Origin of the sequence: Bacillus cereus group sp. N8 (genome assembly GCF_016483685.1) — a bacterium.
GTDB lineage: Bacteria > Bacillota > Bacilli > Bacillales > Bacillaceae_G > Bacillus_A > Bacillus_A proteolyticus.
In genome coordinates this window covers 58,461-73,258 of record NZ_JAEHBK010000002.1, presented here as the reverse complement: position 1 = coordinate 73,258, position 14,798 = coordinate 58,461, and the positions used below count along the sequence as shown (strand labels likewise).

The following is a 14,798-nucleotide window of genomic DNA, read 5'->3' as shown; positions in this document are numbered from 1 at the left end:
GTTAAAAAGCTGTTTGTGTAGAGGCTTGAAATCCATGTGTAAAATGATAATAAAGTTTTAAAAGCTCAAACAAGTATAACCCCGTCCTAACTTTAGGACGGGGTTATACTTGTTTAATTTTGAATGAATTTCTGTTTGGCATAGCCAACGACTTTTTATCCCGCTAAAGCCCGATTGGTGAGAGCTAATAATCAGTGGGGAGGAACACCCTCCCACTGATTAAAGTTTCACTTTATAAAACGTCACTTACTTATTTGTTACCGAGTTCTTCCGCTAAACCGATTAAAATTCCTTCGGTTCCACGAATGTAGCAGAGTCGATACGAGTCCTCGTACTGAACTACTTCGCCAACGAGCTCTGCACCATGCTTAGTAAGTCTGGATACCATTTCGTCAATGTCCTCAACGGTGAACATGACACGCAGATAACCGAGAGCGTTTACAGGAGCTGTCCGATGATCTGCTATAGTAGGTGGGGTGAGAAATCGTGAAAGTTCAATTCGGCTGTGGCCATCTGGCGTAACCATCATAGCAATCTCTACGCACTGAGAACCGAGTCCAGTTACGCGACCAGCCCATTCACCTTCGACAGTGGCTCGCCCTTCGAGGTTCAGGCCAATCTCTTCGAAGAAAGAGATTGCGTCATTAAGGGATTCTACAACGATGCTGACATTGTCCATTCTTAGTAATTTGTTTTTTGTCATAGTCTTTATCTCCTTATGTGTAAAAATTTATCCCGCTATTTGCAGGTAGTAAGATTCCCACCTCAAAATTCGGCGAATGCGAGGAAGTTAGGTGGTAGATAACTGCCCAATTGTTGAAGAGAACGACTTGCTTCTATTTTTTAACAATTTTATTATTTTTCAAACGACTTTATTTTAAACTAAATAACCTTTTTCTCACTTTCCACTATGCAAACAGCTTTCTATTTATATAGGAAGGAAATAGATTAATATAATTTGTTGTAAGTTTTACTGGCGGAAATTAGCTCATTTGCACTAAAGGCTCAATTTTCGCCATAAATGATTGATGTAGTGCTTCCACACCATCTACTAAGTGAATTCGATCAATGACAACTGATACTTTAATTTCAGATGTACTTACCATTTTAATATGAATACCGTCTTCTTTTAAAGTAGTGAACATATTTGCAGCGACACCTGGGTTAGATACCATACCTGATCCTACAATTGATACTTTTGCTAAATGATTTTCATATTCCACAGATTCATAGTGAAGTGCTTCTTGATTTTGTTCCAATACTTCTAATGTTTCTCTTAAATCATTAGAATGGATTGAGAAAGAGAGGTGAACAGTTCCTTCATTTGTAATACTTTGAATAATAATATCTACATTAATATGTGCCGCTGCTAACGTAGAGAAAACTGTTGAAAGTGCACCTTGTTCTAACCCTTTAATTGTGACGCGTGTAATGTTATCCTCAAATGCAATACCTTTAACGATTGATTGTTGTTCCATGTTACATTCTCCCCTTACAATTGTTCCGTTTTCTTGTTCCATACTTGATCGTACTTCTAAAACTACATTATGATTTTTAGCAAATTCAACAGCGCGTGGGTGTAACACGCCAGCACCGAGATTGGCAAGCTCTAACATTTCGTCATAAGAAATTTCATCTAATTTATAAGCAGTTTTTACAACACGTGGATCAGTCGTATATACGCCGGTCACATCCGTATAAATATCACATTTTTTTGCTTTTAATGCCGCTGCTAATGCAACAGCAGTCGTATCGGAGCCACCGCGGCCAAGTGTTGTAATTTCATTTTCTTCACTTATTCCTTGGAAACCAGCTACTATAACAATCGTGCCTTTAGTAAGATAGGACTGAATACGATCAGTATTAATGTCAGTAATCCGTGCACTACTATGTACAGATTCAGTCGTAATACCAGCTTGCCATCCTGTTAATGAAATTGCATTATAACCTTTTGTTTGTAGTGCCATTGTTAATAGTGAAATGGTTACTTGTTCTCCTGTAGATAGGAGTATATCCATTTCACGTTTACTTGGATTTTCAGTAATAGCGTTAGCAAGTGCGACAAGTTCATCTGTACTTTTTCCCATTGCTGAAACGACAGAGACAATGCTATGTCCTCGTTCATATTCTTCAATAATTAAGCTTGCTACATGTTGAATGCGTTCGACGCTTCCAACAGAAGTACCGCCAAACTTTTGTACAATCGTTTCCATTACGAATTCCTTCTTTCGTCCATTTTTAAGAATAGGTTAGGACATATACAAATCCCAATATTCCTGTAGTTACCAGAGAGAAAAACAAAAAACACCATCTCAAATAAGTGAGGATGGTGCTGTTACAGGAAAAGGGAAACAGAAAACGGAGCTAATAAAAAAACCGCCAAAAAAGGAATATCATAAAGATGATATCTCTTTTTTGTAGATAGCTCTTCACACGTACATGTCTGTACATATGACAGTTCTGTTTCTATTCGAAAACAGCCCCAATTGATAAATGCAGAGAAATTTATCAATTTCGGCAACACTTCCTTTCTTCTAAATTCATAGACATCTCTGTGTCTCCTTTAGAATACTTATAAGCGTTGCGACCTCTATCTCACGTTTTAGGCGAGAGTGTTTGATTTATGAAGTTGTTGGTAACATTTGTTTTATAATAATTTAAATTTTTCAGGGAATCAAGTGTTTTATATATTTTTTAAAAATTCTATCTTTTTTGAAGGTTAGTTTGTGAAAAGTGTAGCAAAATAAATTCGTTGCATGTACATTAAAAATATAGAGCATGGGAGGTGGAAGGATGGGCAAGAAAAAGCCTATTTATGTAGCGATAGAAATGAAAACAACAATGGAGAAATTATGGAAATATACGCAAGAACCGGACCTACATACAGAGTGGGATGCACGTTTTACAGAAATCTCGTATTTGGAGAAAAAGGAGGGGGAGCCGCAGAAGTTTTTATATAAAACGAAGATTGGTTTCGGACTTGAAATAGCTGGAGAAGGAGAATCGATAGGTGAAGTAAGAAAAGAAACTGGAGAGCGCATTTCTTCTTTAAAATTTTGGACAGACAATCAATTATCACTTATACAAATCGGGCGTGGTTATTGGAAATATACACCGAATGAAGAACATATTTATTTTGAGACGAAATATGATTATGATACAAGGTTTGGTCGTATAGGAAATGTGATAGATTCATATGTTTTTCGACCTTTATTTGGCTCTGCGACTGCTTGGAGTTTTGATGCTTTAAAATTATGGTTAGAAAAGGGACTTCATCCTAAGTTGTTAATTAGAAGAACGATGACGTATTGGCTCGTTTGCTTTTTATTTGCCTTCGTATGGTTATATCAAGGGATTGTACCGAAAGTGATTTTTACTCATCCAGAGGAACTGAAGATGCTTTCTGAGTTAATCGGATCGAATGAAAGTAGTATTTTTATACTTAAAATAGTTGGATTTTTAGAAATAATATGGGGTGTTATGTGGCTATTGCCATTTCAAAAACGAAAATTGTTTATATTACATATTGTTATGTTAATAGGTTTAACTATAGTGGCAGGAGTTACGAATATCACAAGTTTTACAGAGCCGTTTAATCCGATTACATTGAATTTTCTTCTAATAGGGTTATCAATCGTCGGTTATATGAATTGCACTAATTTGCCAAGCGCAAAAAATTGTAAGAGGAAGAGAAAGGGATAAATATATGGCTAATATTTATGAAAGATTATTAGGAGATACCTATAAAAATCTTCATCCAAAATTACAGAAGCGATATGCGATTACAGAAGAGAATAGTTTTACAGGAGAAGGGGAAATGGATGAAATTTACGGTGGCTCTTTTTTCGTTAAATTGATTTTGAAAATTGCATCGAAGTTTCGAATGTTTTTCTCTGAGCGAGGAAAGAAAGTGCCATTTACGATACATAATACCGCTGAGCGAGATGAATATGGGAAAGAATTTGTAACATGGAATCGTACTTTTTATTTTCATAATAAGAAAAGATATTTTAACGCTGTTATGAAGTTGGATGAAGAGAATAATGAAATTGTAGATTATTTTGGTGAGCCACATATACTTGTTTCTACATTGAGTTTTTATATTGATGAAAAAGGCGGGATACATATTTCTTCAAAGAAACAATGGTTTTTTATGTTTGGAAGAAAAATACCGTTACCTAGATTTTTATACGGAGAGGCAAAAATTGTAGAAAGTTATGATGAAACACTACAATGTTTTCGAATTCATGTACAAGTACGGAATCCGTTAATTGGTTCGTTATTTTCATATAAGGGAACATTTGTGGAAAGGAAATAAACGAGATGAAAAATATACTATTTGGATTTGCTTGTTATATTGTATTTCTAATATACGAGTGGTCGAATGTAGATCCTGTTGAAGCAATTATTTTATTATCTATTTTGTTATTTATACCGATGTCATTTTGCATCATTGATAAGAAAACAAGAAATGGATCGTATGTATTCTTTTATAAATTTGTATCGTTTTTATATCCAATCGCAGCAATTAGTGCAATGTTAGCTTTCGTAACAAATCACTATTTCTTTGCGCTATTTTGGTTTGTATATACAGGAATTGTCGCGTTATTTGGTGTAAGTAGATTGCTAGAAAGAGGATGGAAACCGTTAGAAGAGACAGCTATTGATAGTGCCTTTATGTATTTGTTTTTAGGTGGTTTCTGGTTTTTTGCTTCTGTAGCAAAACTTTCAATTATGCACTTTAGTTCTGACATTGTTTTACTCACAGCTGCACACTTTCATTACTCGGCATTTTTATTGCCGTTATCAGCGGGTTTACTTGGAAGAAAAAGAGAACGGGGAAGTAAGTTATATGACGCTATTATGTTTATCATCGTCATTTCTCCAATGACAGTTGCAATAGGAATTACGTATTCGAGGGTGTTTGAATTCTTTGCAGTATTCATATATTTATGTGCCATTTATGGATATGGAATTTATGTATGGAGAACGAAATTCAATGCTATAAGTGCAAAGGTACTTTTAGTTATTTCTTCTAGTGCACTTATGGTAACAATAATGTTTTCACTCATATATTCATACGGAAATTTCAAACAAGTAATGACGATTACAATTGCACAAATGGTCTGGATTCACGGCGTGGTAAATGGGATTGGGGTAGCGTTACCAGCTTTTCTCGGTTGGATGATTGAGAAGAGTATTCCGAATTATAAATACTATGGAAAACCAATGAGCCACTTAAAAGGGAGTTTTACAGTTGGAGAGCGTTTTTTACATAGCCAAGGATTAGTAGATAATAAGGAATATAGTGGATTAGTTGATAAAATGAGTAATTTTCATAGAGATACATTTGATGAAACAGAGATACCAATAAGTATTAATCGCTTTTATGAACATACGAAAGAGTATCATTTACAAGCAAACATTAAATGGGCTCGTTGGTTTCGTCCATTTGCATTTTGTTATGCAAAAATGAGTAAACGTGTAGCGCAAATACATTTAGGAATCGGTGGTAAGTGGGAAGCAATGCAAGGTTCTATCGTTAGTGTAAAAGATGAAAGTGATGGTAGGGAAAACGTGAGGGCATGGATAAGAAAGAATGGAGAGGGGGAAACGATTTTTGTAGCCCTTTATTCAAAGCATGTATACAAGAACGAGACATATATGAATATCGCATTGCCTTTACCATATTCGAATATGACTGGTATTTTGAAGTTAGCTAATGATGCAAACAGTTTAGTTATTACAAGTAAGCTAAGAGAGAGTTGTAAGGGAGATGAAGGGATATACTTACACACTGGCTACTTTACAATACGCTTACCATTAGCAGAGACTTTTATCATTAAAGAGGGCACGGATCAAATGTTAACAGCTAACCATAGAATGTGGATATTTGGAGTTAAGTTTTTAGAAATTGATTATGAGATTAAGAAAATAGAGGAGAAGTAAGCGAAGCTTGGAGATATTCCAAGCTTTTTTATGTAGGGGTAATTGTCATAGCAACTTGTTTATCTAAGTCACGATCCCAAACACGTTGAATTTCGAAAGTGCTTTTTTCAAAAAATAATGGGAATCTTTCTTTAAACCACTCTTGCATGGGAAGCTGTAACGCAGAGTCAATTGGAACCCATACTAATTCTCCTTCTGGAGGGTGAGGAAGAAGGCTACCTTCAAATGAATTTGTCCAATAATTGAAAACCATATAGCGAACTTGTTCTTTTGGATTTACATATTCGTCTAATCCTTTAAAGATTAAATTAGAAACAAGTAATCCAGTTTCTTCTTTTACTTCTCTTATAGCGGCTTGAACGATACTTTCTGGGAAATCTACTTTTCCGCCTGGAGCGATGTAACCAGGGAAGCCTAGATGATCCGGCCGTTGTATTAGTAATATTTCATTGTTACGCTGAATCATACACATTGTATAAATGCGGTGTTCGATACTTTTCCAATTCGTACTCATACGAATCTCTCCTCTTATAAAATGAGTCTCTTATAGTTTAACTATAGTTATTTGTTCCAAAAAATACAATAATAAGACAAAATTATACAAAATGCAATTGACTATTACTAATTTTCAGAACTATAATTACTCTGTTACATAAAACATTGTACTTGAGAGGGGAATATATTCTATGAAAAATAGAATAATCACAGCAGGAATAATCGCAGCTAGTATATTATCTTATTCATCTAGTAGTTTCGCACAAACAAAAACATTTCCAGATGTTCCAGCTAAACACTGGGCAGAAGATTCTATTAACTATTTAGTAGAAAAAGGTGCAGTTAAGGGTAATGATGCAGGAATGTTCGAGCCTGAAAAGGAAATCACTCGTGCAGAAGCAGCTACAATGATGGCTAAAATCTTAAACTTACCAATCGATAAAAATGCTAAACCATCTTTCGGTGATTCTCAAAACCAATGGTATACTCCATTCATCGCAGCTGTAGAAAAAGCTGGTGTTGTTAAAGGGAAAGGCCCAGGCGTATTTGATCCAACTGGGAAAATCGACCGAGTTTCAATGGCCTCCCTTATTGTAGAAGCTTACAAATTAGATTCTAAAGTAAATGGTACTCCAGCAACTAAATTCAGTGATTTAGAAAAAAGCTGGGGTAAAGCAAAAGCTAACATCCTAGTTGAATTAGGGATTTCTGTTGGTACTGGTAACAAATGGGAGCCTGAAAAAACTCTAACTAAAGCAGAAGCAGCTCAATTTATTACAAAGGCTGACAAAATTCAAGTTGGAAATCCATTAGTGGAAAAGGTAGTTATTATTGATCCTGGTCATGGAGGATTTGATCCAGGGAATCCAGGGCAAGGTGAAAAGGAAAGTGAAATTGTATTTGATACATCTTTAAGATTACAGCAATTGTTAGAAAAAAATACACCTTTAAAAGCTTTGTTAACACGTGAAGAGAACGGAAATCCAGGAAGTAACAAGAATGAGTCTCTTGTGAATCGAGTGAAATTTGGTCAAGAGAACAATGCAGATATATTTGTAAGCATTCATGCAAATGCTTCTGAAAATCATGATGGTCATGGAACGGAAACATATTATTATAAAAAATCCAAGTCTGGGGAAGAGACACAGCTTGAAAAGGATAGCAAAGTATTAGCACAAAAAATTCAAAAACGAGTAGTAGAAGCACTACATACAAGAGATAGAGATATAAAAGACAATCATTCATTTTATGTAGTAAATAAAAATACAGTACCAGCAGTTTTAACAGAGCTTGCCTTTATAGATAACAATATAGATAATGGCAAATTAGCTACTGAGTCAGGAAGACAAATTGCTGCAGAGGCAGTTTATGCTGGGATTTTAGATTATTATGAGTGGAAAGGTTTCAATGTTACAAAGTATCGATTAGCTAAATAAAAAAACATCGTTTAAAAAGCCCATCGTCTATATAGAGATGGGCTTTTTATATGGATTTATATAATTTTGTATCGAAATAAAAAGATATATCGTATTATGCTGATTATAAATAAAATAATGGTAGATTAGTTTATTTTTATCACGTATACTTTTACTGTTGACTAATTAATTGACTTAAAAGTTTGTTAGTTTAATAGGGAAAATTTTATTAAAAAGGGAGGCAAGTTAACACGGGACAAGCATATACATAACGTGTTAAAAAATATGAAAAAATTTATTTCTAATGTGTTAGCAGTGACAGTCGCACTTCAAGTAGTGATGGCTCCAGCAACTTCATTTGCAGCTGAAAAGGAATTTCCAGACGTTCCGAAAGATCATTGGTCATATAAAGCAATTATTAATTTAACGTCAAAAGAAATTATTGCAGGATATGATAATGGTAAGTTTGGATTTGGGGATGTTGTAAATCGTGAGCAAGTAGCCGCATTAATATATCGTGCATTAAAACCAGAAGCGAAAAGCGAGTATAAAAATCCATACTCTGATATTAGCGAAGGGACAACAATGTTCCAAAAAGAAATTTTAGCTTTAACAGATATGGGGATTTTCGTAGGTGATGGTAAAGGAACATTTAGACCGAAAGAATCTTTAACTCGTGCTGAAATGGCTGTAATTTTACAGAAAGCTTTTAAACTAAAAGTAAAAGCTAATCATACATTTAATGATGTTCCGAAAAATCATTGGGCAAATGATGCCATTAGTGCATTAGAGTCTAACGGCGTTGCTGCAGGTAATGGTGCAGGTGCATTTAATCCAACTAGTGTTTTAACACGTGAAGAATATGCGCAATTTTTATATAATGCCATGGCATCATATATCGATTTAGATGTAACATTACCTTCTAATGTAACAGCTCAAGAGATTGATAATTATATTAAAAGATATCATCCCGATAGTCCGCTTGTTGGAGTTGGACAAGACTTTATTAAAGCGCAAAACGAGTATGGCGTAAACTCTTTATATTTAGCAGCACATGCAATCTTAGAGTCTGGATACGGGAAATCAGAAATTGCATATCGTAAACATAATTTATTTGGACTACGAGCGTATGATTGGGACCCATTCGCACATGCAAAATATTTACCATCTTATGGATTAAGTATTTCATACAATGCTGATTATGTGAGGAAGAATTACTTAGAACAAGGTGCTAAGTATTTCAACGGTTACACATTATCTGCGATGAATGTAATGTATTCAACTGATAAAGAATGGGCTGGCAAAATTGCTAATATTATGGAACGTATTAAGCCTTTCAATAACAAAGATTATCAAAATGTAAACCGATTGCCGAAAAACCCTAATACATTAAATGTAGAGGCATTAGGCGAAACAATTCCATATAAAGATTACGCAAAAGATGCGAAAGCTACTGTTCAAACTGTAGGATCTTACTATCAAGTTCCATTCCCGTTTAACAATCCAATTAAGAGTGTACCAAACGTTACACAAAATGAAGTTGGAAAATTAGAGAATGGTACAAAAGTAAATGTATATCGTGAAGATCCAAATGGCTGGGTAGAATTCTCATTTGAAAATGCTCAAGAAAAGTATTGGACATTGAAGAAGAACTTAAAATTATAAATAGAAAAGGTGTTTTCATAAATGAAAACACCTTTTCTATTTATATTCAACACGTGATATGTGTAGATTCATTATGATTTTCTTTTTTATATTTTTACTAATAATTTAACAGTTTCATATATAATTAAAGGTGTTAAAGATTGAATTTTCTGTATTTAATCTTGGGTATTAACTTAATTTGAAAAGAGGAGAGAGATATGCAAGGAGAAATACCAACAGAAAAACATTTAGGTTATGTCGGTAAATTGTTATTGCCAGTTAAAGTGTCACCACACTTTAAGTTTTTATGGCTTGGGCAATTACTTTCGACTTTAGGTAGTTCGATAACGATGGTTATTCTGCCAGTCGTTGTATATTCATTAACTGGTTCAACAGTTGTAATGGGAATGACTATGGCAATGTACATGCTTCCTAATATTCTTGCGTTACCGTTTGCTGGATTAGTCGTGGATCGAATTGACCGGGTAAAATTGATGTTATTTACAGATATAATCCGTTGCATATTAATGTTATTACTTGCAACACTTATATTTATGGACGTTTTAACAATTCCACTTCTATATGTATTCGTAGCATTATATGGACTTATGGAAGGGATATTTCAGCCGGCGTATGCGGCTGTAAGAGCGAAAGTATTTGTACCGAAAATTCGAAATGCAGCTAATGCATTAACTCAAATGAGTAATCAAGGTATACGACTAATTGGACCGGCTCTTGGAGGATTGATCGTTTCAGTTGCATCTGCCGGAATAGGATTTGGACTGGATGCAGTAACATATTTGTTATCATTTTTATGTTTATTATTTTTAAGAGAAATCAAGTTTCAAACAGTAAAACCTATTGAAAAGAGTAAGATCGATTACAAACAAGAGTTTATGGAAGGTGTTTTAGTTTTGAAAAGTCACCCGTGGCTGTGGATTACAATTTTAGTCTTTTCTTTCATAAATATTTGTTATGCAGGAATTATCGTTGTATTAATTCCATGGTTGTTTAATGTTCATCATCATTTTGAAGCTTTCGTGTATGGATTGGGTATGGCTTCTTCTGGTGCTGGAGCTGTAATTGCAGCACTAATTTTTGGTGGGCGGCAGCAGTGGCGTAAGAGGGGAGTACTAGCATATGGTGGTGTGTTAATAAGTGGAATAGCACTATTAATTATGCCTTTCGTTTCTTGGGCACCTGCTTTAATAGCTTTAATGGCAATAGAAGGATTCGGTATGATGATATTTGGGCTCATTTGGGAAACAAGTTTACAAGAGCTTGTACCAGAAGAAGCATTTGGAAGAGTGGCAAGTCTTGATATGTTAGGTTCATTTGCTTTATTGCCATTAGGGTATGTGATTGTAGGCTGGTTAGCCACTGTAATAGGTGGCAAAATAACAATTATAATGCTAGCTATTTTAGTACTCATAACAATTGGAATGGCATTGTCTATACCAAGTATTCGGCGGTTCGATTGATTATGTAGGCTAAAAGGGGGATATGGTATATGACTATAGAAAACCTAAATGATTTAGTAGTAGGTGAGTTAGGATGTAAATATGTTTTGGGAGAAAAGGTATTTGAAGCAAAGAATTTTACGGTGTATATTGCGACTCCTATAGAAAGTAAAATGGCATATAGTCAATTGATTTTAATGAAGCATCTTTCTAATAAAAAATCATCCGTACATATTTGGTATAAAAAACTTTGTATGGAAGCAACGACAATGGAAATTGCAAAAGAAGTGACAGATGCAATTCAATCTGGTTTTGTAAATGAAGAGTAAGCCCTAATCCAATTAGGGCTTACTCTTCATTAAACACAAATGTTTGTTTTATTTTTTTACTCTCATTTACTGGATGGCCGTTGTAAGAGAAATTCTTTTCCTCCCAAGTAATGACGACTTTGAAATTATGGCTATTAAAGTCTAATGGGAATACCATGTAGTCAAAGCTTGTATGACTTTTTGAAACGTTGTTATTTAATGTAGTAGGATTGAAGGTAGCTTTAGATGTAGGTGTGTTATCAAGTATTTCTACAGATACATTTGATACATCATTACCAATATTTTTTAAGAGTAAACTATACGTATCATATACACCTTGTTTTGGCTGCACCGCTTGCTTGTTTGAGTTATGAGATTTGTCAATTTCGATATACCATTGTTTAGACTTTGATGCAATTGGTAACGACTGAAATGTGTAAGCATTAGCTTGCATTGGTAGTGCTAAACATATAAGCGTAAAGAGAGTTATTATTTTGTGTTTCATTTTAGAGAGCTCCCATTCTTTAATGAATTTATTTGTTATTATCTTCTCTTTTTGAGATAATATACCACGTGGGATTGTAATAACATTATTATCAATATTAGTTAGTGGATTTACAGTGTTTGCTTACTTTTTATCAGAAGGAGATATTCCGCCTGTAATTCGTTTGTAGTATAAGTGAAGCGATAGAGCTCCTATCTTTTCGTAATTAATCTTCCCAAGTATGTCACACACACATTAAAAAAAACAAGGAAACTGTGTAGAGCTTTTTCGGCATAGTTTCCTTGTTTTGTTTTTTTGATTAATAATAAATGCTTGCTAAAGGGTACTAAAAAGTAAATCTGGGGGGGATTTATCAATTTAAAGATGCGTCCGACTTACAAAGGATAGATACAGGTGGAGGGGATGAGTATTAGTCAAAAGGAATGTTAATATGAAAAAATTCCCAATAAATATGTTAAAATAACATTGTCATATAACAAGGGGGATTTGTTTGATGGAAAAAGAGCATCTGGCTAAAGTAGATTTAACGAAAAGAATTGATTCGAAATCTAAGTACAATAAGAAACTCGAAAAATATCAAATGCGCTTATTAGCACTACAGCAAATTTTAAAAGAAGAAAAAATAGCCGTTATGCTTGTTATGGAAGGCTGGGATGCAGCAGGTAAAGGCGGAGCGATTAAGCGAGTGACTGAACATCTTGATCCGCGTGGATTCCAAGTGAATCCAATTGGCGCCCCTGCTCCACATGAAAAACGGTATCATTATTTGCAACGTTTTTGGCGGAAAATTCCTCAATATGGGCAAATTACTATATTCGACCGTTCATGGTATGGGCGGGTATTAGTTGAACGTGTTGAAGGTTTTGCTACAAACGAAGAGTGGACGAGAGCGTATGATGAAATTAATGATTTTGAAAAACTATTAACTGATGATCATTACATAATAGGAAAGTTTTTCTATCATATTAGTAAAGACGAACAGTTGAAGAGATTTACAGAAAGAGAGAATAATCCTCTTAAAAGATGGAAAATTACAGATGAGGACTGGCGTAATCGGGAAAAATGGGGTGAGTATGTCGAAGCAATGGAAGACATGTTTGAAAACACAAATAAACCGAATGCTAAATGGAATATTATTGCGAGTAATGATAAATTATACGCTCGTTTGAAAACATTGAAAGTGATTATTTCATTAATTGAGGGTTATTTCTTAGAACATAATATAGAATTACCTTCGTATTATTATGAAATAAAAGAAGGTAAGAAAAAGGAAATTGAATCTGTGCAAGATGCAGGAGTCAAATAGTAAAAAGGTTTGTATAGGAAATATGAAGGGAAGCTGTCTTGTAATTTGGTTTTACCCAATTACAAGACAGCTTTTTAGTTGGAAGTATTTTATATATTTATATAAAGCGAGTGTTCCATTTATTTTAATTTGTGCTTTAGTGAGTTTGTTGTTTTTGGAAGGGAAGGCTTTCAGTAAAAAGAGAGGAGAAAAGAGTAGTAAGGGAATTGTAAGGGAAATAGGCTAATTATGAATTGTGTTCTAAAGATGTAACGAAGGCTGTCAAAAAATTAGTATAGTTATTTTGGGAACCCCTCGGTAATGGGTGAAACATAAACCGTGGGGTTCTTTATACGGATAAATAAATTGCAACATTTTAAATTTGGGGATTTTGTTGTTCTATAGTACATTAACAAGAGGGATCAGTTTTATAGAGAGGTTGAGGAAATGATAGAGACAACAGATGCTTTAATAAGTAATCGTATGTACACAGAAGAAGAGCAACAAAAATTATATAAACGAACCTTAGTAATCGTAAGCATTTCACAAATGTTTGGTGGTGCAGGCCTAGCTGCGGGAATTACAGTAGGGGCACTTCTTGCACAGCAAATGCTTGGGACAGATGCATATGCAGGATTACCGGCTGCTATGTTTACAATGGGATCCGCTGTAGCGGCTTTCTTTGTTGGGAAGTTATCGCAAAAATATGGTCGCCGAATAGGACTTGCAACAGGGTTTATAGTAGGGGGACTAGGGGCTATTGGAGTTGTATTAGCTGCTTTAACAAATAGTATTATTCTATTACTAGTCTCTTTACTCATATATGGTGCAGGTACAGCGACGAATTTACAAGCTCGCTATGCTGGTACCGATTTAGCGAATAAGAAGCAGCGAGCAACTGCTGTTAGTATTACGATGGTAATGACGACTTTTGGTGCAGTTGCAGGTCCAAATTTAGTAGGTGTAATGGGAAGGTTTGCTCATTCAATTGGAATTCCTGAACTTGCTGGTCCGTTCATATTATCGGCAGCTGCATTTATACTAGCGGGTCTTGTCCTATTTGTTATGCTTCGTCCAGATCCGTTAATTATTGCTAACATAATAGAAACATATAAACAAGAGCATACATATAAAGGGCAACTAGTAACAGAAGAAGGGACAGAAAACAAACGAGGTATTACTGTTGGAGCGATCGTTATGATACTTACTCAAATAGTGATGGTTGCGATTATGACGATGACGCCAGTTCATATGGGACACCACGGTCATGGTTTAAGTGCAGTAGGCCTTGTGATCGGTTTCCATGTAGGTGCAATGTATCTTCCATCTCTCGTTACGGGAATGTTAATTGATAAAATTGGCCGAACTACGATGAGTATAGCTGGTGGGGTGATTTTACTTGCAGCGGGTGTAATAGCTGCGATAGCACCAAGTAATTCTTTACTATTATTAATTGTTGCTCTTTCTTTACTTGGATTAGGATGGAACCTCGGTTTAATAAGTGGAACAGCACAAATCGTTGATTCCACAACTCCTTCTACACGTGCTAAAACACAAGGGAAAATAGATGTTTTTATTGCGTTAGCCGGAGCTTCAGGTGGAGCGATGTCAGGAATGGTAGTAGCTAATTCCAGTTATGCCGCATTATCATTAGCGGGAGGAGTGTTAGCATTATTGCTAATCCCTGTTGTGATATGGTCTCGAAAAGGGGCAAGAAATTAAAGTAAAGAGAGGTTC

At 34.9% G+C, this 14,798-nt stretch carries 13 protein-coding genes and 1 riboswitch; of the genes, 9 read left to right on the top strand and 4 right to left on the bottom strand.

Translation table 11 applies throughout. The features are described 5' to 3' along the window. Positions 1-250: 250 nt before the first annotated feature. Together JDS80_RS04415 and JDS80_RS04410 are read right to left on the bottom strand one after the other, a co-directional pair. Complete coding sequence (locus JDS80_RS04415) at positions 251-703, bottom strand: VOC family protein (protein WP_199637211.1); 453 nt, start codon at positions 701-703, stop codon at positions 251-253. 280 nt (positions 704-983) lie between these two features. After that, positions 984-2,213, bottom strand: coding sequence for an aspartate kinase (locus tag JDS80_RS04410; protein WP_071745073.1), 1,230 nt, complete (start codon positions 2,211-2,213; stop codon positions 984-986). 201 nt (positions 2,214-2,414) lie between these two features. Beyond that, a riboswitch (Lysine riboswitch) is annotated at positions 2,415-2,601 on the bottom strand. 192 nt (positions 2,602-2,793) lie between these two features. Here JDS80_RS04410 and JDS80_RS04405 point away from each other — a divergent pair. Genes JDS80_RS04405 through JDS80_RS04395 form a run of 3 tightly spaced genes read left to right on the top strand, consistent with a single transcriptional unit; the run spans position 2,794 to position 5,949 of the window. After that, positions 2,794-3,702, top strand: a complete 909-nt coding sequence (locus tag JDS80_RS04405) for a DoxX-like family protein (RefSeq protein WP_199637209.1) — start codon at positions 2,794-2,796, stop codon at positions 3,700-3,702. Between the two features lie 4 nt (positions 3,703-3,706). Then, entirely contained in the window at positions 3,707-4,318 is a 612-nt protein-coding gene (locus JDS80_RS04400; RefSeq protein WP_071745076.1) for a DUF4166 domain-containing protein, read from the top strand. 5 nt (positions 4,319-4,323) lie between these two features. Further along, positions 4,324-5,949: a YndJ family protein gene (locus tag JDS80_RS04395; protein ID WP_199637207.1), complete on the top strand. Its 1,626-nt coding sequence runs from the start codon at positions 4,324-4,326 to the stop codon at positions 5,947-5,949. Positions 5,950-5,977: 28 nt separating this feature from the next. Here the strand turns inward: JDS80_RS04395 and JDS80_RS04390 are convergent, their stop codons facing one another. Then, complete coding sequence (locus JDS80_RS04390) at positions 5,978-6,463, bottom strand: 8-oxo-dGTP diphosphatase (protein ID WP_071745078.1); 486 nt, start codon at positions 6,461-6,463, stop codon at positions 5,978-5,980. Between the two features lie 172 nt (positions 6,464-6,635). On the opposite strand from JDS80_RS04390, the gene JDS80_RS04385 reads away from it, so the two are divergent. The 4 genes from JDS80_RS04385 to JDS80_RS04370 all read left to right on the top strand — a co-directional run bounded on the left by JDS80_RS04385 (position 6,636) and on the right by JDS80_RS04370 (position 11,292). After that, positions 6,636-7,880: an N-acetylmuramoyl-L-alanine amidase gene (locus JDS80_RS04385; protein WP_199637205.1), complete on the top strand. Its 1,245-nt coding sequence runs from the start codon at positions 6,636-6,638 to the stop codon at positions 7,878-7,880. A 264-nt stretch (positions 7,881-8,144) separates the two neighbouring features. Then, on the top strand, positions 8,145-9,524 hold the full coding sequence (locus JDS80_RS04380) for an S-layer homology domain-containing protein (RefSeq protein WP_071745141.1): 1,380 nt from the start codon (positions 8,145-8,147) through the stop codon (positions 9,522-9,524). A 197-nt stretch (positions 9,525-9,721) separates the two neighbouring features. Continuing rightward, positions 9,722-10,984 carry an MFS transporter gene (locus JDS80_RS04375; protein ID WP_199637203.1) on the top strand — a complete coding sequence of 421 codons (1,263 nt, stop codon included), beginning with the start codon at positions 9,722-9,724 and terminating at the stop codon, positions 10,982-10,984. A 29-nt stretch (positions 10,985-11,013) separates the two neighbouring features. After that, the gene (locus tag JDS80_RS04370) at positions 11,014-11,292 is read left to right on the top strand and encodes a hypothetical protein (RefSeq protein WP_199637201.1); all 279 of its coding nucleotides are present in this window, start codon (positions 11,014-11,016) and stop codon (positions 11,290-11,292) included. Between the two features lie 19 nt (positions 11,293-11,311). Here the strand turns inward: JDS80_RS04370 and JDS80_RS04365 are convergent, their stop codons facing one another. Further along, a complete protein-coding gene (locus JDS80_RS04365; protein ID WP_071745082.1) occupies positions 11,312-11,776 on the bottom strand; it encodes a hypothetical protein in 465 nt (154 codons plus the stop codon). Positions 11,777-12,269: 493 nt separating this feature from the next. Here JDS80_RS04365 and JDS80_RS04360 point away from each other — a divergent pair, with 493 nt between their 5' ends. Both JDS80_RS04360 and JDS80_RS04355 read left to right on the top strand, forming a co-directional pair. Then, the gene (locus JDS80_RS04360) at positions 12,270-13,082 is read left to right on the top strand and encodes a polyphosphate kinase 2 family protein (protein WP_199637199.1); all 813 of its coding nucleotides are present in this window, start codon (positions 12,270-12,272) and stop codon (positions 13,080-13,082) included. Between the two features lie 426 nt (positions 13,083-13,508). Continuing rightward, positions 13,509-14,783: an MFS transporter gene (locus JDS80_RS04355; RefSeq protein WP_199637197.1), complete on the top strand. Its 1,275-nt coding sequence runs from the start codon at positions 13,509-13,511 to the stop codon at positions 14,781-14,783. Positions 14,784-14,798 lie beyond the last annotated feature (15 nt).

What these genes read in the sequence shown, in the direction of transcription:
- JDS80_RS04415 (WP_199637211.1), bottom strand. Translation starts at nt 703, where the DNA reads ATGACAAAAAACAAATTACTAAGAATGGACAATGTCAGCATCGTTGTA.
- JDS80_RS04410 (WP_071745073.1), bottom strand. Translation starts at nt 2,213, where the DNA reads ATGGAAACGATTGTACAAAAGTTTGGCGGTACTTCTGTTGGAAGCGTC.
- JDS80_RS04405 (WP_199637209.1), top strand. Translation starts at nt 2,794, where the DNA reads ATGGGCAAGAAAAAGCCTATTTATGTAGCGATAGAAATGAAAACAACA.
- JDS80_RS04400 (WP_071745076.1), top strand. Translation starts at nt 3,707, where the DNA reads ATGGCTAATATTTATGAAAGATTATTAGGAGATACCTATAAAAATCTT.
- JDS80_RS04395 (WP_199637207.1), top strand. Translation starts at nt 4,324, where the DNA reads ATGAAAAATATACTATTTGGATTTGCTTGTTATATTGTATTTCTAATA.
- JDS80_RS04390 (WP_071745078.1), bottom strand. Translation starts at nt 6,463, where the DNA reads ATGAGTACGAATTGGAAAAGTATCGAACACCGCATTTATACAATGTGT.
- JDS80_RS04385 (WP_199637205.1), top strand. Translation starts at nt 6,636, where the DNA reads ATGAAAAATAGAATAATCACAGCAGGAATAATCGCAGCTAGTATATTA.
- JDS80_RS04380 (WP_071745141.1), top strand. Translation starts at nt 8,145, where the DNA reads ATGAAAAAATTTATTTCTAATGTGTTAGCAGTGACAGTCGCACTTCAA.
- JDS80_RS04375 (WP_199637203.1), top strand. Translation starts at nt 9,722, where the DNA reads ATGCAAGGAGAAATACCAACAGAAAAACATTTAGGTTATGTCGGTAAA.
- JDS80_RS04370 (WP_199637201.1), top strand. Translation starts at nt 11,014, where the DNA reads ATGACTATAGAAAACCTAAATGATTTAGTAGTAGGTGAGTTAGGATGT.
- JDS80_RS04365 (WP_071745082.1), bottom strand. Translation starts at nt 11,776, where the DNA reads ATGAAACACAAAATAATAACTCTCTTTACGCTTATATGTTTAGCACTA.
- JDS80_RS04360 (WP_199637199.1), top strand. Translation starts at nt 12,270, where the DNA reads ATGGAAAAAGAGCATCTGGCTAAAGTAGATTTAACGAAAAGAATTGAT.
- JDS80_RS04355 (WP_199637197.1), top strand. Translation starts at nt 13,509, where the DNA reads ATGATAGAGACAACAGATGCTTTAATAAGTAATCGTATGTACACAGAA.